The 18,232-nt window shown below is 63.8% G+C and carries 18 protein-coding genes; 5 read left to right on the top strand and 13 right to left on the bottom strand.

The genetic code is table 11. The features are described from left to right. Window positions 1-217: 217 nt before the first annotated feature. The 4 genes from AO716_RS17090 to AO716_RS11500 all read right to left on the bottom strand — a co-directional run bounded on the left by AO716_RS17090 (window position 218) and on the right by AO716_RS11500 (window position 3,580). Window positions 218-760 (bottom strand): DinB family protein, encoded by a 543-nt coding sequence (locus AO716_RS17090; protein ID WP_082413515.1) that lies wholly within the window; start codon window positions 758-760, stop codon window positions 218-220. 259 nt (window positions 761-1,019) lie between these two features. Further along, window positions 1,020-1,328, bottom strand: coding sequence for a hypothetical protein (locus AO716_RS11505; RefSeq protein ID WP_055240971.1), 309 nt, complete (start codon window positions 1,326-1,328; stop codon window positions 1,020-1,022). Between the two features lie 1,129 nt (window positions 1,329-2,457). Further along, window positions 2,458-2,928 (bottom strand): RES family NAD+ phosphorylase, encoded by a 471-nt coding sequence (locus tag AO716_RS17085; protein ID WP_082413609.1) that lies wholly within the window; start codon window positions 2,926-2,928, stop codon window positions 2,458-2,460. Window positions 2,929-3,040: 112 nt separating this feature from the next. Next, window positions 3,041-3,580 (bottom strand): chloramphenicol phosphotransferase CPT family protein, encoded by a 540-nt coding sequence (locus tag AO716_RS11500; RefSeq protein ID WP_055240970.1) that lies wholly within the window; start codon window positions 3,578-3,580, stop codon window positions 3,041-3,043. Between the two features lie 181 nt (window positions 3,581-3,761). On the opposite strand from AO716_RS11500, the gene AO716_RS17300 reads away from it, so the two are divergent. Further along, window positions 3,762-4,229 (top strand): hypothetical protein, encoded by a 468-nt coding sequence (locus AO716_RS17300; protein ID WP_152969952.1) that lies wholly within the window; start codon window positions 3,762-3,764, stop codon window positions 4,227-4,229. Between the two features lie 674 nt (window positions 4,230-4,903). Next, on the top strand, window positions 4,904-5,407 hold the full coding sequence (locus AO716_RS11490; RefSeq protein ID WP_152969951.1) for a hypothetical protein: 504 nt from the start codon (window positions 4,904-4,906) through the stop codon (window positions 5,405-5,407). Window positions 5,408-5,720: 313 nt separating this feature from the next. Here AO716_RS11490 and AO716_RS11485 read toward each other — a convergent pair whose 3' ends face one another. The 7 genes from AO716_RS11485 to AO716_RS11455 form a co-directional block, all read right to left on the bottom strand. Then, window positions 5,721-6,863, bottom strand: a complete 1,143-nt coding sequence (locus AO716_RS11485) for an ABC transporter substrate-binding protein (protein ID WP_055240967.1) — start codon at window positions 6,861-6,863, stop codon at window positions 5,721-5,723. A gap of 72 nt (window positions 6,864-6,935) precedes the next feature. Further along, window positions 6,936-7,787, bottom strand: a complete 852-nt coding sequence (locus AO716_RS11480) for an ABC transporter permease (RefSeq protein WP_082413513.1) — start codon at window positions 7,785-7,787, stop codon at window positions 6,936-6,938. Continuing rightward, entirely contained in the window at window positions 7,784-8,644 is an 861-nt protein-coding gene (locus AO716_RS11475) for an ABC transporter ATP-binding protein (protein WP_055240966.1), read from the bottom strand. Before AO716_RS11475 ends, AO716_RS11480 begins: the two co-directional genes overlap by 4 nt. Then, on the bottom strand, window positions 8,641-9,531 hold the full coding sequence (locus tag AO716_RS11470) for an ABC transporter permease (protein ID WP_055240965.1): 891 nt from the start codon (window positions 9,529-9,531) through the stop codon (window positions 8,641-8,643). The genes AO716_RS11475 and AO716_RS11470 overlap by 4 nt, the downstream gene beginning before the upstream one ends. After that, window positions 9,528-10,544, bottom strand: coding sequence for a TIGR03842 family LLM class F420-dependent oxidoreductase (locus tag AO716_RS11465; protein ID WP_055240964.1), 1,017 nt, complete (start codon window positions 10,542-10,544; stop codon window positions 9,528-9,530). Before AO716_RS11465 ends, AO716_RS11470 begins: the two co-directional genes overlap by 4 nt. A gap of 8 nt (window positions 10,545-10,552) precedes the next feature. After that, on the bottom strand, window positions 10,553-11,974 hold the full coding sequence (gene hydA, locus AO716_RS11460) for a dihydropyrimidinase (RefSeq protein ID WP_055240963.1): 1,422 nt from the start codon (window positions 11,972-11,974) through the stop codon (window positions 10,553-10,555). 36 nt (window positions 11,975-12,010) lie between these two features. Further along, on the bottom strand, window positions 12,011-12,859 hold the full coding sequence (locus AO716_RS11455) for a nitrilase-related carbon-nitrogen hydrolase (protein WP_055240962.1): 849 nt from the start codon (window positions 12,857-12,859) through the stop codon (window positions 12,011-12,013). Window positions 12,860-13,198: 339 nt separating this feature from the next. On the opposite strand from AO716_RS11455, the gene AO716_RS11450 reads away from it, so the two are divergent. The 3 genes from AO716_RS11450 to AO716_RS11440 are packed head-to-tail and all read left to right on the top strand — an operon-like array spanning window position 13,199 to window position 16,075. Further along, window positions 13,199-14,218: a putative F420-0 ABC transporter substrate-binding protein gene (locus AO716_RS11450; RefSeq protein WP_055240961.1), complete on the top strand. Its 1,020-nt coding sequence runs from the start codon at window positions 13,199-13,201 to the stop codon at window positions 14,216-14,218. Further along, window positions 14,211-15,269 (top strand): putative F420-0 ABC transporter permease subunit, encoded by a 1,059-nt coding sequence (locus AO716_RS11445; protein WP_154579506.1) that lies wholly within the window; start codon window positions 14,211-14,213, stop codon window positions 15,267-15,269. The genes AO716_RS11450 and AO716_RS11445 overlap by 8 nt, the downstream gene beginning before the upstream one ends. Then, on the top strand, window positions 15,266-16,075 hold the full coding sequence (locus tag AO716_RS11440) for an ABC transporter ATP-binding protein (protein ID WP_055240960.1): 810 nt from the start codon (window positions 15,266-15,268) through the stop codon (window positions 16,073-16,075). The genes AO716_RS11445 and AO716_RS11440 overlap by 4 nt, the downstream gene beginning before the upstream one ends. 160 nt (window positions 16,076-16,235) lie before the next feature. Here the strand turns inward: AO716_RS11440 and AO716_RS11435 are convergent, their stop codons facing one another. After that, window positions 16,236-17,171 (bottom strand): coenzyme F420-0:L-glutamate ligase, encoded by a 936-nt coding sequence (locus tag AO716_RS11435; RefSeq protein WP_055240959.1) that lies wholly within the window; start codon window positions 17,169-17,171, stop codon window positions 16,236-16,238. Next, on the bottom strand, window positions 17,168-18,172 hold the full coding sequence (locus AO716_RS11430) for a TIGR03557 family F420-dependent LLM class oxidoreductase (RefSeq protein WP_055240958.1): 1,005 nt from the start codon (window positions 18,170-18,172) through the stop codon (window positions 17,168-17,170). Before AO716_RS11430 ends, AO716_RS11435 begins: the two co-directional genes overlap by 4 nt. Window positions 18,173-18,232 lie beyond the last annotated feature (60 nt).

Genomic DNA, 18,232 nt, shown 5'->3' with positions numbered 1-18,232 from the left:
GGACATCGCTTGAAGCTCCGGGAGTGTGCGGCTGGGCAAGAACCTAATCGCGCTTCAGAAATCATTTTTGGTTAGGCGGCTAACCGCAGGGACAGATCACTCGCTAGACCGTCTAACACGTGTCGCACTGAGGGATCCTTCAGCGGGCGCACAACACGGTTTTCAATGGCTGAGGTTGGCTACCGGCGACCTGGTCCTCGGTAGATCTAGCAGCACACTAGACGACTTTGCGCAGACCTTCCTTCGCATCCTGAAGATGGTGCTCGACCTCGTGGAGGACAAAGGATGAGAAGGATTGAACTGTGAATTCTTTGCCGTCCCCGCGGAGTCCTGCGCGGTCCCAGGAGTTGTCGGGAACTTGGTCAAATACGCGAGCAGCAAGCTCCAATTGGCTCTCTAGGTCTGCAGACAGGGCGAGCCTGTCCGAGTTCAGATAGTCGTTGATTTCGGCTTGTTCGTCTTGATCCCAGTTGGAAAAAGTCGGCACGCTCTCTGCCAGCATGAGCCCTACTCGCTCACATGCCAGCCGGCACATGTCACGCACATGGGCTGCGTATTCGAGAGGCGACCATACCTGGGGTACGGGTCGCTGGGAAGCTGGAGGATGGCTGAGTAATTCTTTCCAAGCGGTCGCTGTATGGCGGAGACGACCCCCGGTTTCCGGACCGAAGTGAGGTGAATATCCGCATTCAGAACAGCCTTGATCGGCCACGAATGACCAGTCTTTTGTCTCCTTGGGAATTGCATTCAGATTGGTCATGCGCCGATCCTATCGCTGGCCCATGGGATTGGATGTATTAGTTCCCTCGACTGAGTTGTCCTTGTTTAGCAAAACCCCAGGGTTACGTTCCACCGTCTCGACCAGCTCCGCGACCGCTAACTACCCATTACACCCACAGCCCCACAGCCCCACAGGGGAAGCGGACCAAGTGCCGATGGGCGCATTTCGGCTCACTCGTACCCATGAGGTGTCGCGCTGAGGGATCCTTCTACGGGACATCTGTAGTGTCGGGGCCCCGCTACTCGTCGTATTCCACGTCTGCGAAGGCTTTGACCTCTGATCGAAGTTGCTGGGCGATGCTGGCGCCCTCAGCCTTCCAAGCCCGTTCCTTGGCGCTTGAACTCCAACCGTTTTCATAAAGGGTCTCTGCCTCCCAAGCGTCGTACCAGGTGCGGAGTCGGTCAGTTAGGGTTTCTGACAGCCCGAAGTCTGCCGGCTCCATTGTGTATTTGCTCGGGTGGCCGGGGGTGCTGTTCTCCCAGAGTGGCCAGCGGTGCCCGTAGTCAGGAAACAGGCGGATGACTCGACGGGCGCGGTCGTCTGACATGACCAAATTCTAGCCCCAAGCCGGGATGCTAATGTCGGCCTTTACGGTCTCGATCGGATTGCCTGTAAGCCGATCCTTATCCGCGACACGTTGTCAGTCCAGGTTAGGGAACACGGTCCTTGCGTCTGATGGGCACTCGGGTAAATCCACCCCCGCAGGGACCACCGACTGCATGGCGCGCATAGCCAGGCGTCGCGGGTGAGCAACCCTCAAACGAGGCAACTGTGTCCCGGGTTTTACTGGTCGGACCGAGTTGCATCATCAGATTTGCCTGACGGAGGTGGTGGATTGCGGACCATATTGGCACCAAGATTCGCCATGTAGCCGACGAAAATAGCTCCCGGAATGCCAAGAACCACTAGTGAGTACTCGGTTGGCACAAGGAATCGCAGCACGGCGAATACAGCCAGACAAATCCCGAACATGAGAAGGAGCTTGCTCGGCGCTTTCCAGTTCTTCATACGCAGTTTCCGTTCGTAAAGTCATTGCGCTATTTATCGGTGTGCCCGCCTTCCGTCCCCAAGACTAAGCTGGCGTGCTCTGATGATGGGAGTGGGATCGGCCATACGCGTTAGGGGATCCCTTAGCGCGACACCTTCAGCACCCCCTACTATGGAAATGCGCCGTCCGGATACTGGCCGCAGCTGTCATTGGTCGGCGGAGCCTGTTGTCAACGTCGCATACGTGAGCCCTGGGCCCTCTAAATCAACTAAAACTGGGCCGGTCGGCATTTCGCCCGGGCACTGCGTAAGCATTTCGTACAAGCCGTGGGACTGCACTAACTCGACACTCCCGCTTTGGTCCGAAGTACCAGAGGAAGCCGTTACCGTTGCTGGTTCACCGAACGACGGTTCCAGCTTTACCAGGCAGCCCGGCACAGCAGATCCGCTGTTCTGCTGAACGACAACTGTCAGAAAAACATGTCCGTCCGGCGGCATGGGAGCACTCTCCACCGCACATCCAGATAAGGCAACAATAGGGAGCAGGACAGTCGAATATGGGAGCTTGTTAAAAGAACTCCTACCGATTCCCCACTTAGCACCTTTCCCGGTCGACATAGCGACAGTCTAACCATCGGTCACGGGGATCTCCGTCTAGGTGCGCGATAGCCCCGTCCCATAGAGATCCCTTACTGGGCTGGAACTTCCCGGACGCTCGGAGCGCCGTCAGCGTTCCAGCTAAAGAGCGTCAGATGCCAGAGGTGCGGCTGCTTACGTGACGGGTCGATCAACCCGCGGGCGCCAAAACTCTCCAGAGCCTCCCGGACCTTCCAAGAGGACGGTGAACGGCCAGCGGCAACAAGTTCCTGCCAGTCCGCCGCAGCGTCCGCAGGATCAATGCCCAGCGATTTCAATGCCTCGTGATCACGAAGATCGACGATTCGCTCGGCCTCCACATCGAACTGCAGCACTTCGAGATTTGGTGTGCGATTGTCCGCATGGGCGATCATTGCAGCGGCTACACCCTCGCGTGACGAGCTGAGGTACAACGTTGGTACATCCGGCGGTGAATACCGGCCGGCAGATCTGGACCCCTCGAGAGCTGTGGCTCGGTAGGCGGGGTCAACAGCCCGAAAGAACGATCCTGTCACGGTGCACATCACAGAACCGTCCCGACTGACCTTTGGTTCGTCGCTCTGCATATGAATGGCCCCCTCTATTACTGCGGCTCAACTCAGACTGCCAGCATGCCATGTGCCGTAAGCCGATCCTTTAGCGGATGAAAGCCTCAAGCGAGAGCTGGCGCGCGATGTCGCGTGCGCACCCTTCCGTTGAGCGATAGGTGGTGTCGACCTCGACGTCGTAGTCAACTCCGTCGTGCACGCTTAGGGCTTGCTGTCGAGCCATCCCTTCCACGCGGTCGACGCGTCGTGCCTCGCGGGATGCGGCGACGTCCGGGTCGCAGCGCACGGCCACCCAAATCAGCTCCACATCGCTGAAGGCTGACCGCAGACGATCCTGACCCGCTCCCCCTGACAGAAGGACCTCATCGAGGATCAAGTGGGCTCCCGCGCGGGCCATATCGCTGAGTCCGGTGTACCAGCTGCGTTCCAAGGCCCGATGCTCAGCACTGAAAGTGATGGTGCCGTCCTGCTCGAAGGTGATTCCCGCACGCGGACTGTCACCCCCGGCAGGAAGTGCGTCGATGAAAGTGTCGACGCCGAAAGTCAACCAAATGCCTGGGAGGATTTCCTGAAGAGCCCGAGCAATTGAAGACTTGCCGGAGCTTGAGCCGCCGTTCAGTATGATCACTTGGGGATTCTGATTGGTAGACACCCGTCGAGCCTAGTACGGAAATTGAGGATTGAGGCACGCCCGCAAGCCGGTCCCTCAGCGGGACACAGCCGCGACTCCTGCCACAGCATGTAGTTCCTCGACACCAAAGTAACTAACGGCTAAATTGTCACCACCGTCAAAGACTCCCGGGGGAACCATGAGAATATCTGCCATCAGCCCTGTCCTCGCACTACTGCTCCTCACCGGCTGCAGTACGGCAACTACAGGAGCCGAGGCCAAACCGCCAACTGCTTCGGAAACCGCAGCCCCCACCGTCGCACCAGAGGTTGGGGACACTGAAGAGCAGTCATGCCTCAAACTCCTCGGCGCAGACGGTCAAGGACCGCTGACACAGATGATCTCGGTGGTGAAGATCGGTGGCGGCACTTCGGGCGTCAATATGAGCCCGGAGGATGCGCGCCCGCTCCACGATGAAGTCCTGGCCATTGCCAATGATGCTCCTGCGGACATCGCTCCGCTGGTGAAGCAATTCTCCTCCCCCACCGAGAACGTTCTCCGGAAAGCGGATAACCCGGACGCGTCGTGGAACCTGGACGCGGATGCCTGGACCGCGGCTGCTACTGAACTCCAGGCCCGTTGCGAAGCGTACGAGGCCTCGAGCTAAACATCTTTCCATTGAGCAACGACTGAGGTGTTCGTTCAGGAATCGGCTTGCGGACTGCTCATTGCGGGTTGTCGCCGCGCTCAGTGTCCCCGTCGGGGATCCCTGAGCGGGACGCGTGGCGACTGCATCATCTGCCATCATGGCGGCCATTCTCGTCATCGCCTAGTCTGTGCGTCAGACTCGAGATTGGGGGACGCTAATGAACACCAGCGTGAGGATCTCACTCTTGGCTGCCTCGCTGTTGGCCGTCCTCTGCGCATGCTCAGACCCACAGCTCCCCCACCCCGGTGCCTCAACGGACGCACCGGCCGGAGGGCCTTCAAGCCAGCCAATCATGCTTTACACACACTGTGGCATAGAGGAAGTGCGCGTTGACGACACGTTCTTCATTGCAGAGACGCCGTTGCATGATGGCCAAGGCAATCCCCCACCGGGATGGGGGAACCCCTATCAGGCGGGCACTGTGACCGTATCCGGATCACAAGCTGTCTTCGAGGACGGCGACGGCCATGTTGTGACGTTCGAGGCTCGGCCAGGTGCCACAAGTTTCGTGAAGACCTGTTCCTGAAAGTCGACCGGGTGGCCACAGCGGATCCCTCTACGGGACAGGCATGAAGAGTGATGAGACGTTCGTCTTTGTGACGCGTGCGAACCAGGGCCGCTAATGTGGCTGCATGATTGCACTCACACATGCGCCTCATGACCTCGTGGTGGGAACCACCGATGGTATCGACGTGCGCTTTGCAGGTGTCGAGTTCAAAGACGCGCCAAACTACGCCGGTGCCAGCGCCGGAAAGCCGAGCATCCATGTGCACTTCAGTGGGGTGCGCGGAGAAGAGACAATGTCCCGGGACATCCGGTACGAGCGAGAACTCGAGGAGTGGTGGAAGCAGCGTAAAGCTGCAGGATCAGAACGATCTGAGGACCCACCTCAGATGCCTGGCGTCGCAGTTTTTGAGGAGCTCACCACGGTTGTATCTGATGATATTGGTACCGAGTACCAGTGGTCAGGAGGCAAATCGGCCGGCACTCGTATGGAGTGGGACGCTCTCCGGGTCTACACGCCGGCTCCCCCTGCGGAGGCTCAGATGCTTCGGCTCGAGTTCAGCGTCGGCGGGGAACTGACCGGCGAGTATTGCGAGTTCAGTCTCTCCAACCCCATCAGCGCGGATGGTTAGCGAACGACCCTGCACTCGTAAGCGTCCCACAAGCCGGTCCCTCACCGCAGCACCGCTCCGACACCCGGCACCCGGCACCCGGCACCCAACAATCCCAGGACTCCCGAGTCGCATATACCCCGCCCGCATTGATTCGCGGTGAGGGTAGCTCAAACGCTACAGCTTTTGACCGGTGAACATCCCGACTGGCCCAGCCGCACTGCACCACAAAAAAGCCTGGCAGGCACACCACCATCAGCCACGGCCGCCCGGCGGGCGGACAAGAAGCCGAACTAGCGATGCGCCGGCCAGGCCAACACGGGTTCAAACCGGGTCAGTTCCCTCCGGGCTGAAGCTCAACCTCAATGGGCGCAAAGTCCGCACCCTTGGTGTCTACGCCTTCTTCCTCCAGCTCGGCCAGCGCCTTCTCCACGTACTCGTTGGTCCAGGCCGTGGCCGGCGGCTCCTCACTGATGATCGTTGCACCAGTTTCGTTCTTGGTGCCCAGCGCGATCTCAACCGTCTGTTCCCACGCAGCCTCATCGATCAGGCCGACGCCGTTCGTGGACGGCCAGATCAGCTTGGACGTTTCATTGGTCATCCACAGCTGGTGGCTCGTGCCCAGCGTGGACCCGGCCCCGGTCACGATCTCCGCCGCTTCCTCGGGGTTGTCCTTCGCATACGCCCAGCCTTTGATGGCGGCCTTGATGAAGGCAACCGTGGTTTTCTGGTACTCCTCGTCATCCTCGAGCCGCTGTGTGTCCGCCCAAATGGCGTCCTGGAGCATTGCGGTTCCCTCTTCGTTCCAGTCGATGACGGTGAGGTCCTCCGGCTGGTACAGCTCACCCGTATCGGGGTTCTCCGTCTCCAGCACCTGCGCGTATTCGTTGTAGGTCATGGCCTGCGCGGCGTCGATGTCCCCGGCGAGGAAACCGTTCATGTCAAAGGCCTGCTGGATCAGTTCAATGTCATCGATCTCCACGCCGGCCTGCTGCATTCCGGCGAATAGCTCCCATTCGTTGCCGTAGCCCCAGGAGCCGACCTTCTTTCCGGCCAGGTCCTCTGGACCGTCAATGCCCGAGTCCGCCATCGCGACCTGCAGGGTAGCGCTTCGTTCGAAGATCTGCGCCACGTTGGTGATGGCAGCGCCCTGCTCGATCGAGCCGAGAACCTTGGGCACCCAGGAGATAGCGTAGTCGGCGTCGCCCGAGGCCAGGACATCCTGCGGCACAATATCGGCACCGCCTTCCAGGATTTCGACGTCGAGGCCCTCCTCCTCGAAAAAGCCCTGGTCCAGGGCTGCGTAGTAGCCGGCAAACTGGGCCTGCGCGAACCACTGCAGCTGCAGCTTCACCGGGGTGAGTTCATCGGCAGCGGCCGAGCCATCCCCGGATTCCCCGCCGCAGCCTGCCAGCGCCAGGGCAGTGATGGCCAGCCCGGAGGCCAGGATTGTGAGCGGTTTCCTTCGTGTGTTCATTTGCTTCCCCTCATACGGGCGGTTAGTGCGGACGGAGTGGTGCGGTGAAACATCTATGGAGCGGCGCCCGGCTCAGGAGCCGCCGGTGTGCCGGGAAAAGTACTTCTCCAGCGCGGCGGTGACCGCGTAGAACAACAGTCCAAGCAGGACGGCGCCAAGCACGTAGGCCCAGGCCAGCGTGTAGTTGCTGCTCGACGCCGCTGAGGTCACCGACTTGCCCAGGCCACCTACCGGCCCGCCGAAGTACTCGGCAATCAGTGCCGAGACGACGGCCAGCGACGACGCAATCCGCAGGCCGGTGAACATGTACGGCACTGCACTGGGCAAAGTGACACTGCGGGTAATCTGCCACTTCCCGGCAGCATAGGAACGCATCAGGTCCCGGTGCACCGGCTTCACCTGCCGGAAACCGCGCAGCGAGTTGACGTAGACGGGGATGAAGACGGCGATTCCCGCCACGATCTGCCGCGTGGCCTGCTGGTCCGCCCCGTACATCGTGTAGAGCACCGGCGCCAGCGCCACGATCGGAATGACCGAAAGCGCTACCACCAGGGGTGCCGCCAGCCGGTCCAGCACCGGCACAGCAGCTGCGGCCACAGCGGCTGCGACCCCCAGCAGGGCTCCAACCACCAGCCCGACGGCGGCGTTCACCCCAGTCACGACGGCGGCGCCCAACACGTTCGCCAGGTTGCCGGCGAAGGCTTCGGCAATCGCCAACGGTCCCGGAACGATGAACGGCTCAATCTCCAGCACCCAAACCGCACCCTGCCACAGCAGGAGTGCCGCTGCCCCCAGCAGCAGCGGCGCTCCGATGTGGCGGCCAAGTCCGGACAGACGGCCGGGATCGATGCCGGCTGCTCCACGAGTTTCCGCCGGCGCACCCGCTGCCGGTGCGGCCGGCGGGTCCTGGACGATTCCGCTCATCGGGTTTCCGCTCCCCGGACCGCAGCAGGTTCGGCCCCGTGCAGCGCCTCACGCACTGTCCGGATCGCCTCGTAAAAAGAAGCCTCTTCCCGCAGCCCTGCACCGCGGGCGCCGGCTGAGCCCAGCGTGATGTCCACGATGTCCCGGATTTCACCCGGCCGTGGTGACATCACCACCACCCGGTCGGAGAGGAACACGGCCTCCGGAATTGAATGGGTGACAAAAACGACGGCGCAGCCCGTCTCCGCGCAGATGCGGACCAGCTCGTTCTGCATCTTCTCCCGCGTCATCTCATCCAGGGCTCCGAAAGGCTCATCCATCAGCAGCAGCTTCGGTGACTCGGCCAGCGACCGTGCGATAGCCACCCGCTGCTGCATCCCGCCCGATAGCTGGTCCGGGTAGTGCTCACCGAAGTCGGAGAGGCCCACCATCTCCAGCAGTTCATCCGAGCGCGCCCGGCGGGCTGCCGGGGCCGCGCCGTGGGTCTGCAGCGGCAGCTCAATGTTGCCGCGCACGGTCCGCCACGGCAGCAGCCCGGCCTGCTGGAAAGCGATGCCGTAGTCCTGGTCGAGCCGGGCCTGCCGTGCACTCTTGCCGAACACGGTGAGCGTTCCGGAACTGGGTGCATCCAGGTCCGCGATCAGCCTCATCAGGGTGCTTTTGCCGCAGCCGGAGGGACCGATCAGGGAGACGAACTCACCGGCAGCCACGCTCAGGCTGACGTCCCGCAGTGCCTGCACCGGGCTGCGTCCGGCACCAAAGATGCGGCTCACCGAGGCCGCGTGAACCGCGGGGACCGGCGCCGCTCCCCCGTCCGCCGTCGCCGTCCCACCCATTGAATCCGTAGTGCTGTTCATACTGCCTGTTCTCCTCTGCGGTAACGGCGCAGCAGTGCGCCGATCAAAGCAACGAATCCCACCGCGGCCAGGCCGAGCACCACAGCTCCGAATATTGGCGCCCAGGGCTTGCCCGGGTCACCTCCCGCGGCTGCCGCGAATTCGACGATCATGCGGCCAATACCGCCGCGCAACCCGATTGAAACCTCCGCCACCACAGCCCCGATCACCGCGTTCGCGGCCGCGAGCCGCAGGGCAGGGAGCAGATACGGCACGCTGGCCGGCAGCCGAAGCCGCAGGAAGGTCTGCCACCAGCCAAGGGCATAGGTGCGCATGAGGTCCTCGTGCGCCTTCTCCGGGGCGCCGAAGCCGCGCAGGGCCCCAATCGCCACCGGAAAGAACGCCAGGTACGCGGCGATGACTGCCACGGACATCCAGTTTTCCCAGGTGAACGGGCCAAACTCGAGCTGTGACCCCCACCGGCGGACCAGCGGAGCAATCGCGATTAGCGGCACCGTCTGGCTCAGGATGATCCAGGGCAGCATCGCCGAGTTGGCGCTGCGGAACCGCTGCATCAGCATGGCCAGCCCCAGCCCAACCACGACGCCCAGCAGCCAGCCTGCCCCGGCAATGCCGAGCGTGAACCCGGCCGCCTGCAGCACCGCCACCCACATCGGTCCGGCGCCCGGGGCCGAGGATTCAGGTGCCAGCAGCCGCTGGAGCATCGTCCAGACATGCGGCATGGCCAGGTCCGTGGTCCGGGGAAGCAGCGGCATGCCGCCGACGCTAACCCCGGACGCCGGGCCAACGGCTTTGTACCCCTCCCAGAGAAGGACCGGCAGCAGCACCCCGCCCAGCCCCCACGCGATCGCGGACGGGCGCCACCGCCGTCGTACTTCCGTTTTCATGCCTTCGCAGCCACGTGGTCCCGCAGGGCAGGAATCACCGTCTCCCCATAGACGCGCAGGGTTTCCTCCTTATTGTCATGCTGGAGGTATCCGGCGAACTGGGTGACGCCCAGGGCCTTGAGCTTCTCGAGCTTTTCCATGTGCTCTTCGGCAGTGCCCAGGATGCAGAACCGGTCCACGATCTCGTCCGGCACAAAGTCGGCGTGGGTGTTCCCCGCGCGGCCGTGCTCGTTGTAGTCGTAGCCCTGGCGCCCGGCAATGTAATCGGTCAGTGCCTGCGGAACGGAGGAATCCGAGCCGTACTTGGACACGATGTCCGCCACATGGTTGCCCACCATGCCGCCGAACCAGCGGCACTGGTTGCGCATGTGTTCCCGGTCCGTCCCGATGTACATCGGAGCTGCCACGCAGAAGGAAATGCTGTCCGGGTCCCGGCCGGCGTCGGCGGCTGCCTGCCGGACAGTACGGATCATCCACTCGGCAATGTCCACGTCCGCCAGCTGGAGGATGAACCCATCCCCCACCTCCCCGGTGAGCTTCAGTGCCAGCGGACCGTAGGCCGCCACCCAGACCTCCAGTTCCGAGCCCTTGCTCCAAGGGAACTGCAGGGTGGCGCCGTTGTATTCAACCGGCCGGGAGTTGGCCAGCTCGCGGATGACGTGGATCGACTCCCGCAGGGTCTTCAGCGTGGTGGGTGCCCCGTTGGTCACCCGCACCGCCGAATCCCCCCGGCCGATCCCACAGACCGTCCGGTTGCCGTACATCTGGTTCAGCGTCGCGTACGTGGACGCCGTGACCGTCCAGTCCCGGGTGGCAGGGTTGGTGACCATCGGCCCCACCTTGATAGACCGCGTTTCAGCCAGGATCTGGCTGTAGATCACGTAGGGCTCCTGCCAGAGCAGGTGTGAGTCGAAGGTCCACACGTAGTCGAACCCGTGTTCCTCGGCTTTCTTGGCCAGGGCCACCGTCCGCTGGGCGGGAGGATTGCACTGCAGTACCGCACCGAATTCCATGTTTCCCCCTAGACCAGGTACTGGCTGGTTGCGCGGCGGACATACTGCCCGTGGCCCTTGCTGCCCAGGTACTCGTTGTTGTTGATGACCACCCGGCCGCGGGACATCACCGTGTCCACGTGCCCTTCGATCTCGTAGCCCTCCCACGCCGAGTAGTCCATGTTCATGTGGTGGGTCTTCTCCAGCCCGATCGAGGTGTGCCCGTTCGGGTCGTAAATAACGACGTCGGCGTCTGCTCCCGGGGCAATCACGCCCTTGGTGCCATACATGCCAAACATGCGCGCCGGCGTCGTGCTGGTGATCTCCACCCAGCGCTCCAGGCTGATTTTTCCGTCCACGACGCCCTGGTACATCAGGTCCATGCGGTGTTCCACCGAGCCGATGCCGTTGGGAATCTTCGAGAAGTCCCCCACCCCCATGTCCTTCTGTCCCTTCATGCAGAACGGGCAGTGGTCAGTGGCGACCATCTGGATATCGTTGGTGCGCAGCGACTGCCACATGTGGTCCTGGTGGTGCTCGTGCTTGGACCGCAGCGGCGTGGAGCAGACCCATTTGGCGCCCTCGAACCCTTCCGCACCAAGCTGGTCCTCGAGCGAGAGGTAGAGGTACTGCGGGCAGGTTTCACCGAAGACGTTCTGCCCGTTGTCCCGGGCTGCCGCGAGCTGCTCAACTGCCTGTTTTGCGGAAACGTGGACGACGTAGAGCGGTGCTCCGGTCAGGTTGGCCAGCATGATGGCCCGGTGGGTGGCTTCCTCCTCCATCTGCCAGGCGCGTGCAACGCCGTGGTAGTAGGGGTCGGTTTTGCCCTGGGCCAGAAGTTCGGTGACCATCGCGTCAATCGCAGGACCGTTTTCGGCGTGCATCATGGTCATCAGTCCGGTCTCGGCGCCGACCCGCATGGCTTTGTAGATCTGCGCGTCGTCGCTGTAAAAGACGCCCGGGTAGGCCATAAAGAGCTTGTAGCTGGAGACTCCTTCGTCCGGGAGGGTTTCCATCGCCTTGAGCGAGTCGTCGTTGACGTCGCCGATGATCTGATGGAAGCCGTAGTCGACGGCGCATTGTCCTGCGGCTTTTTCATGCCAGGCTGCCAGGCCATCCATGACCCGTTCGCCGTAGCGCTGGATGGCGAAGTCAACAATGGTGGTGGTTCCGCCCCAGGCTGCTGCACGGGTTCCGGTCTCGAAGGTGTCGGAGGCTTCGGTGCCGCCGAAGGGCATCTGCATATGGGTGTGCGCGTCGATTCCGCCGGGAATCACGTACTTGCCGGTGGCGTCCAGGACAGTGTCCACGGAACCTGCCAGGTCGTGTCCCAGCAGGGTGGATCCGGGTGCCAGGACCGCGGCGATTTTCTCTCCGTCCACCAGGACATCCGCAGCGCTGCGGCCGGTGGCGGTGACGACGGTGCCACCGGAGATCAGAGTTGTTGCCATAAAGCGTTTCCTTGCCTTCCTCTGTGCTGTCCGGGCTTACGGTGCGGTGATGGGGTCGTAGGCCTCCGGACGGCGGTCCCGGTAGAACTGCCAGTTGTTCCTTGCGGTGCGGACCAGTTCCATATCGAGGTCGCGGATCATCAGTTCTTCCCCGTCCCGAGCGCCCACCTCACCGACGTAGTTGCCCTGCGGGTCGGCGATGTAGGAGGTGCCGTAGAAGTCCACTGCCTCCTCGCCGAATTCGTTGGTTTCCTCCCCTACCCGGTTCGGGACCACCACAAAGTAGCCGTTGGCCGCCGCGGCAGTCGGCTGTTCAAGTTCCCAGAGACGGTTGGAGAGTCCTGGCTTGGAAGCATTCGGGTTGAAGACCAGCTGGGCGCCGTTCAGTCCCAGCACCCGCCAGCCTTCGGGGAAATGCCGGTCGTAGCAGATAGTGACCCCGACTTTTCCGACGGCGGTGTCGAAAACCGGCCAGCCGAGGTTGCCGGGACGGAAATAGAACTTTTCCCAGAACTTCTCCACGTGGGGTAGGTGGTTCTTCCGGTATTTGCCCAGATACGTTCCGTCCGCGTCGATCACGGCTGCGGTGTTGTAGTAGACACCGGGCTGCTCCTCCTCGTAGACGGGAAGGATAATCACCATGTTGTGCTCGGCTGCCAGTTTGGAAAACCGTTCCGTCAGCGGCCCCGGGACTGCCTGCGCGTATTCGTAATACTTGCTGTCCTGGACAATTCCGAAGTACGGGCCGTGGAAGAGTTCCTGGAAGCAGATGACCTGCGCACCTTCCGCTGCCGCCCGGCGGACGAAGTCCTCATGCTTGGCAACCATGGACTCTTCATCCCCGGTCCAGGTGGTTTGGGTCAGTGCGGTTCGAACGATCGTCAAAACATCCTCCACATTCCGGCGGCTCAGCCGCCCGTTTCGCAAAAGGCCGCGAGGGCTTTTCACCATCTTTTGGGCTAAACATTTCTCCTGCGTTTCGGAGGCATTAAAGCTGCGGTGCAGCCCGGTTCTCCGTGCCCGCCATCCTTGGCTACGCGGACGAGTTCTGCAAGAGTGTAGAAATCGCCGCCGGTGCGCTTTCATCCCGGCAGGCGGGCAACCGATTTCCGGCCGGATTGGCCGGGGCTCAGCAGGCCTTGATTTGGGCCCAGCCGCACCATTTCCGCCGGCGTACCAGCCCTGCGGAACCGCCGCCCAAATCACTTCCGCCTGCGAGGTTTCATGACTCCCCCTTTTCCCGTTCCAAGCCGGTTCCTGCGGCCTGCCGCGTTGGCCGCACTTGCCGTGCTGGCGCTCACCGGATGCGCCGGCACACCTGGAGATCCGGCGCAGGCTCAGCGCCCGGAAACTCCGGGTTCCTCCCTCAATGCCGGGTTCCCGCTGGAACTGGATAACTGTGGAACCGCCGTCTCCCTGGATGCCCCGCCGGAACGGGTGGTCGCCATAAAGTCCACCTCCACCGAGCTGCTCCTGGCCCTGGGCCTGGGCGAGAAGATCGTAGGCACTGCCTTCGCTGACGGTCCGGTGCCCGAAGCGTGGGCAGACGCCCACGTTCCCCCGGTCCTTGCAGAGAAGGTGCCTTCCCGTGAAGCTGTCCTGGGCCTCGCCCCGGACCTGGTTTTTGCCGGCTGGGAATCTAACTTCTCAGCCGACGGCGCAGGGGAACGCGCCCAGCTCGATGAACTGGGCGTAGCCAGCTACGTCTCCCCCGCCGCCTGCCAGGGAGACGGATACCGGCCCAGCCCGCTGACTTTCGACGACGTCTTCGCTTCCATCGAGGAGGCCGGAGACCTGTTCGGAGCTCAGGAAGCAGCCGCTGACCTGGTTGAGGCACAGCGTGTGGAACTCGCGGGGCTCACGCCCTCTGACAAGGGACTAAGCGCCCTCTGGTACAGTTCCGGGTCCGACACCCCCTACGTAGGTGCGGGAAGCGGCGCACCGCAGCTGCTGATGGAATCCGCCGGCCTGGAAAACATTGCTGCCGGAATCGATGCGGGCTGGAGCCCCTACTCCTGGGAGGCCGTTGCCGAGGCGGACCCGGACGTCATTGTGCTCGTTGATTCTGCCTGGGGCAGCGTAGAGAAGAAGAAGTCCGTGCTCGAATCCCATCCCGTCATTTCCCGGCTCTCTGCCGTTCAGGAAGGGCGCTACCTGGTTGTGCCCTTCGCCGCATCGGAAGCGGGAGTCCGCAACGTTGAGACCGTACGTTCCCTGGCCGAGCAGCTGGCTGCCCTTGACTGAGACCATCGCCCGCCCCGGCGCACCCGCCGTCGAACAGCCCGCCCGGAGACCACGCTCCCGCCGTCCCTGGCTGGTCGGCGCGGCCCTCTGCCTGGGGCTTGCCGGTGCCGGGCTCTGGGCACTGACCGTCGGACCTGCCGGGCTCGGGGTGCGGGATGCGTGGCTGGCGCTGACGGCTCCGGGCAGCGGATCGCTGACGCCGCTGCAGGAAGCTATCGTCCGGGACCTGAGGCTGCCCCGGGTCCTGACCGCCGCGGCCGTTGGCGCGGGACTTGCCCTGAGCGGGGCCGTGATCCAGGCACTGACCCGCAATCCGCTGGCAGACCCGTACCTGCTGGGGCTAAGTTCCGGGGCCAGCCTGGGAGCTGTTTCGGTGCTGCTGCTGGGCGCCGCCGTCGTCCTTCCCGTTGCGGCGTTCGCCGGAGCCATGCTGGCGATGGCCGCCACGCTGACCCTTGCCGGCGCGTTGGGCTCCATCACTCCAACCCGCACCGTCCTAGCCGGACTGGCGGTCTCTTCGCTGGCTGCAGCCGCGGCGTCGTTTGTAGTGTTCTGGACAGCACAGGGCGACTCCTACCGCGAAGTGCTCGGCTGGCTGATGGGATCCCTTGCCGGAGCCACCTGGTCCAGTACGGCGATCGCCCTTCCGGCACTCGCCGTCGTCGGGATTCCGCTGATGTTCTGCGGCCGGCTCCTGGACGCTTTCTCCTTCGGTGACACCGCTGCCTCGGCGCTTGGCGTGCCGGTGCCGGCCGTGCGGTGGACCCTGCTGGGGGCCACTGCCCTGCTGACCGGGGCGATGGTGTCCGTGAGCGGGTCCATTGGGTTTGTGGGCCTGGTCCTGCCGCACGCCGTGCGGATGCTGGCCGGAGCGTCCCACCGATCCCTGCTCCCGCTTTCCGCCCTTGCCGGTGCCCTGTTCCTCGTGCTGGCAGACACCGCGGCCAGGACGGTATTCGATCCCCGGGAGATACCGGTGGGGATCGTGACGGCCCTGATCGGAGCCCCCTTCTTTATCCTGCTGCTGCTACGACGGCGGAGCGGGGCATGAGCGCCCGGACGCCGGGAACCGTCGTCACAGCCCGCCGGGACCTGTCAGCTGAGCGGGTGCGGGTGGTCCGGGGCGGCAGGGTGCTGGTGGATGGTGTGGACTGCACCCTTGAGCCCGGCACATTCACGGGACTGCTGGGCCCAAACGGTGCAGGAAAATCCACCCTGCTTCATCTGCTGGCCGGCGTGCTTGGGCCCGATGGCGGAACGGTACGGTTCGGGGACCGGGCGCTTTCGGCAACGCGGTCGCGGGAGCGGGCACGCAGCATCGCACTCGTGGAGCAGTCCCTGCCTGCCGAGACCGGTCAGTCCGTCCGTGAAGTCGTGGCGCTTGGCCGAACCCCGCACCGCGGCCTGCTCGCCGGTGACAGCCCGCGGGATCTGAACGTGGTGGAGCGCGCCCTGGTGGCGGCCGGCGTCGTCCATCTTGCAGACCGCGCCTATTCCACGCTTTCCGGCGGCGAACAGCAGCGCGCGCAGGTGGCGCGTGCCCTGGCCCAGGAACCCTCAGTGCTGCTGCTGGATGAACCCACTAATCATCTCGATGCGTCCGCCCAGCTGGAAACGCTGGAGCTGCTGGAGGGTCTGGCTGCCCGCGGGACGGCCGTGGGGGCAGCGCTGCACGACATCAACCATGCGGCTGCCTCCTGTTCGCACCTGATCGTGCTTCTAAGCGGGAAGGTCGTGGCGTCCGGGCCGGTCCGGTCTGTGCTGACACCTGAGCTGATCCGCCACGTCTACGGTGTGCAGGCTGTAATGCTCGAGCACCCTCTGACGGGACGGCCGCTGGTCGCCCTGGGGCGGTAGGTCCGTTTCAGTCTGCGGTCCGCTGGTTTCCCTGCACCGGAGCGAAATCGAGCAGAAGGCGCCCCACCAGCCACCCGAACAAGCGGGGCCGCCGGATCCGCCGGGTGGTTTGCCCAGCCGCCGGTCCCGCCGGTTGGCTGCGCTTTCCGTCGGCGCGGACTCAGCCCTGGGTTCCGGCGCTGCGTGCTCGACGGCGCGCTTCGGCCGCCGCAGCCGCATAGCCGGCAGCGTAGCCGTCCTCGTAGCCGGCCGCGTGACCGTCGTCGTACCCGGCGTTGTAACCGTTCCTTGTGCCTGACCTTCGGCCTTCTTCATACGCCTCAGCAGTACCCAGGCGGAACATGTCCTCCTCGGCTGGACGAAGCAGTGCCTTCGCCCCCGGGTCCTTGTCCATGCCGCCCACGGTGATCAGTGTGTCCAGGCCGCGGACCAGCGCCACCGGGAGTCCGGCCGTCTTGCCCTTGACCAGGTCGGCCGCCGCAGCGATCTCGTCGGCCACCGCGGCGACGGTGGCGGACATGGGCCGGCCGGAGGCATCCGGTGTGCCGCGCAGGTCCAGCAGGACGGTCAGCCCTGCCGTGCCGATCGCGGCGTCGGTCTGCCCCTGCCGCCAGGGGCGTCCCAGCGTGTCGGTGATGACGACGCCAATGTCCACGCCAAAGTCCTGCTTGAGCCTGCGGCAAATCGCCCGGGCCGAGGCATCCGGGTCCTCAGGGAGCAGAAGCACCGTCCCGTCCTCGGTGTTGGAGGAATCAACGCCGGCTGCAGCCGCGACGATGCCGAGCCGGTTTTCAACAATCCGGGTGGTTCCGCCGGCGTGTTCGCGGCTGGCAACCACGCGCACCGTCTCCTGCTCTACCGCCTCATCACGGGCAGAGGAAGGCATGGTCCGGCCCTCCGCCTTGGAGACCACTTTGGAGGTCACTGCCAGGATGTCTCCGCTGCGCAGGTGCTTTCCGCAGGCCCGTCCAATGAGGTCAGCCAGGTCGTCTCCGGAACGGACTTCACCGATTCCCTGAATGGGGGTGATGACCAGCCGGCTGGTTGGCGCGGACGTCCCGGCGGAGGGTTCGGTCGTGAGGTTATCCAGTGTCATCGGTGCAGCTCCGGCAGAACGGAGGCGCCAAAAACATCGATCCATTCCCGCTGGTTCCGCCCCACGTTGTGGAGGTAGACGCGGTCGAAGCCGAGATCGAGGAACTTCTGGATGTAGGCACGGTGCACGTCGGGATCCTCGGAGATCAGCAGCCTGCCTTCGAAGTCCTCCGGACGCACCAGCCGTGCCATTTGTTCCAGCTCGAAGGGCGACCGGATGTCAGCCTTGGGGAATTTCATTCCGCCGTTTGGCCATTCCGTCATGGCGTTGGCCAGTGCCTCTTCATAAGTGGGTGCCCAGCTCATATGCAGCTGCAGGACTTTCGGCATGTTCTCCGGGTCTTTCCCTGCCTCGCGGGCACCGGCGTCGAACCGTGCGAAGAGCCCTTCGATCTTTTCCAGCGGCGCGCCGACAGTGATCAGTCCGTCCGCGTGCCTGCCTGCCCGCTTGGCAGTTACCGGTCCGGCCGTTGCCACCAGGATCTCCGGCGCGACCTCCGGCATGGTCCAGAGCCGGGTGGACTCCATCTTGTAGAAGGTGCCGCTGTGCCGCACATCCTTCCCTGCCAGGGACGCTGCGAAGAGCTTGGAGATGATCTCTATGGCCTCAAACATCCGGTTGATGCGCTCGGGTGCCTCCGGCCAGTACTGGCCAGTGATGTGCTCGTTCAAGGCCTCGCCGGATCCCAGCCCGAGCCAGTGCCGTCCCGGGTACATGGCAGCCAGCGTCGCGGAAGCCTGGGCCACCATTGCCGGGTGCCAGCGGAAGGTAGGTGCGGTGACACCCGGGCCAAGGTCACCCTTAGTCCGCTCCCCCAGCGCCGAAAGAACGTTCCACACAAACGCGGACTGGCCCTGGGCCGGAACCCAGGGCTGGAAATGGTCCGCGGCCATCACGCCTGAGAACCCGCGTTCCTCCGCGTAAGCGGACAGCGCTACGGCTTCTGTGGGGTGGAACTGCTCGAGCATGGCCGCATAGCCAATCCGCAACGGGGTTTTCATGCAGCCACTATAGGCCAGCAGTATGCCCCAAACCGAGAACGGCGTGTTTCAGCCGTGCAA

Source organism: Arthrobacter sp. Edens01 (genome assembly GCF_001307035.1).
In the GTDB taxonomy this organism is placed as follows: Bacteria; Actinomycetota; Actinomycetes; order Actinomycetales; family Micrococcaceae; genus Arthrobacter_B.
Note: the sequence above shows the minus strand (reverse complement) of the source record. Positions and strands in the feature narration are given on the sequence as shown.

Bases quoted from the DNA above. Each gene is read 5' to 3' on its own strand.
- AO716_RS17090 (WP_082413515.1), bottom strand. From the start codon at position 760: ATGACCAATCTGAATGCAATTCCCAAGGAGACAAAAGACTGGTCATTC.
- AO716_RS11505 (WP_055240971.1), bottom strand. From the start codon at position 1,328: ATGTCAGACGACCGCGCCCGTCGAGTCATCCGCCTGTTTCCTGACTAC.
- AO716_RS17085 (WP_082413609.1), bottom strand. From the start codon at position 2,928: ATGTGCACCGTGACAGGATCGTTCTTTCGGGCTGTTGACCCCGCCTAC.
- AO716_RS17300 (WP_152969952.1), top strand. From the start codon at position 3,762: ATGAGAATATCTGCCATCAGCCCTGTCCTCGCACTACTGCTCCTCACC.
- AO716_RS11490 (WP_152969951.1), top strand. From the start codon at position 4,904: ATGATTGCACTCACACATGCGCCTCATGACCTCGTGGTGGGAACCACC.
- AO716_RS11485 (WP_055240967.1), bottom strand. From the start codon at position 6,863: ATGAACACACGAAGGAAACCGCTCACAATCCTGGCCTCCGGGCTGGCC.
- AO716_RS11480 (WP_082413513.1), bottom strand. From the start codon at position 7,787: ATGAGCGGAATCGTCCAGGACCCGCCGGCCGCACCGGCAGCGGGTGCG.
- AO716_RS11475 (WP_055240966.1), bottom strand. From the start codon at position 8,644: ATGAACAGCACTACGGATTCAATGGGTGGGACGGCGACGGCGGACGGG.
- AO716_RS11470 (WP_055240965.1), bottom strand. From the start codon at position 9,531: ATGAAAACGGAAGTACGACGGCGGTGGCGCCCGTCCGCGATCGCGTGG.
- AO716_RS11465 (WP_055240964.1), bottom strand. From the start codon at position 10,544: ATGGAATTCGGTGCGGTACTGCAGTGCAATCCTCCCGCCCAGCGGACG.
- hydA (WP_055240963.1), bottom strand. From the start codon at position 11,974: ATGGCAACAACTCTGATCTCCGGTGGCACCGTCGTCACCGCCACCGGC.
- AO716_RS11450 (WP_055240961.1), top strand. From the start codon at position 13,199: ATGACTCCCCCTTTTCCCGTTCCAAGCCGGTTCCTGCGGCCTGCCGCG.
- AO716_RS11440 (WP_055240960.1), top strand. From the start codon at position 15,266: ATGAGCGCCCGGACGCCGGGAACCGTCGTCACAGCCCGCCGGGACCTG.
- AO716_RS11435 (WP_055240959.1), bottom strand. From the start codon at position 17,171: ATGACACTGGATAACCTCACGACCGAACCCTCCGCCGGGACGTCCGCG.
- AO716_RS11430 (WP_055240958.1), bottom strand. From the start codon at position 18,172: ATGAAAACCCCGTTGCGGATTGGCTATGCGGCCATGCTCGAGCAGTTC.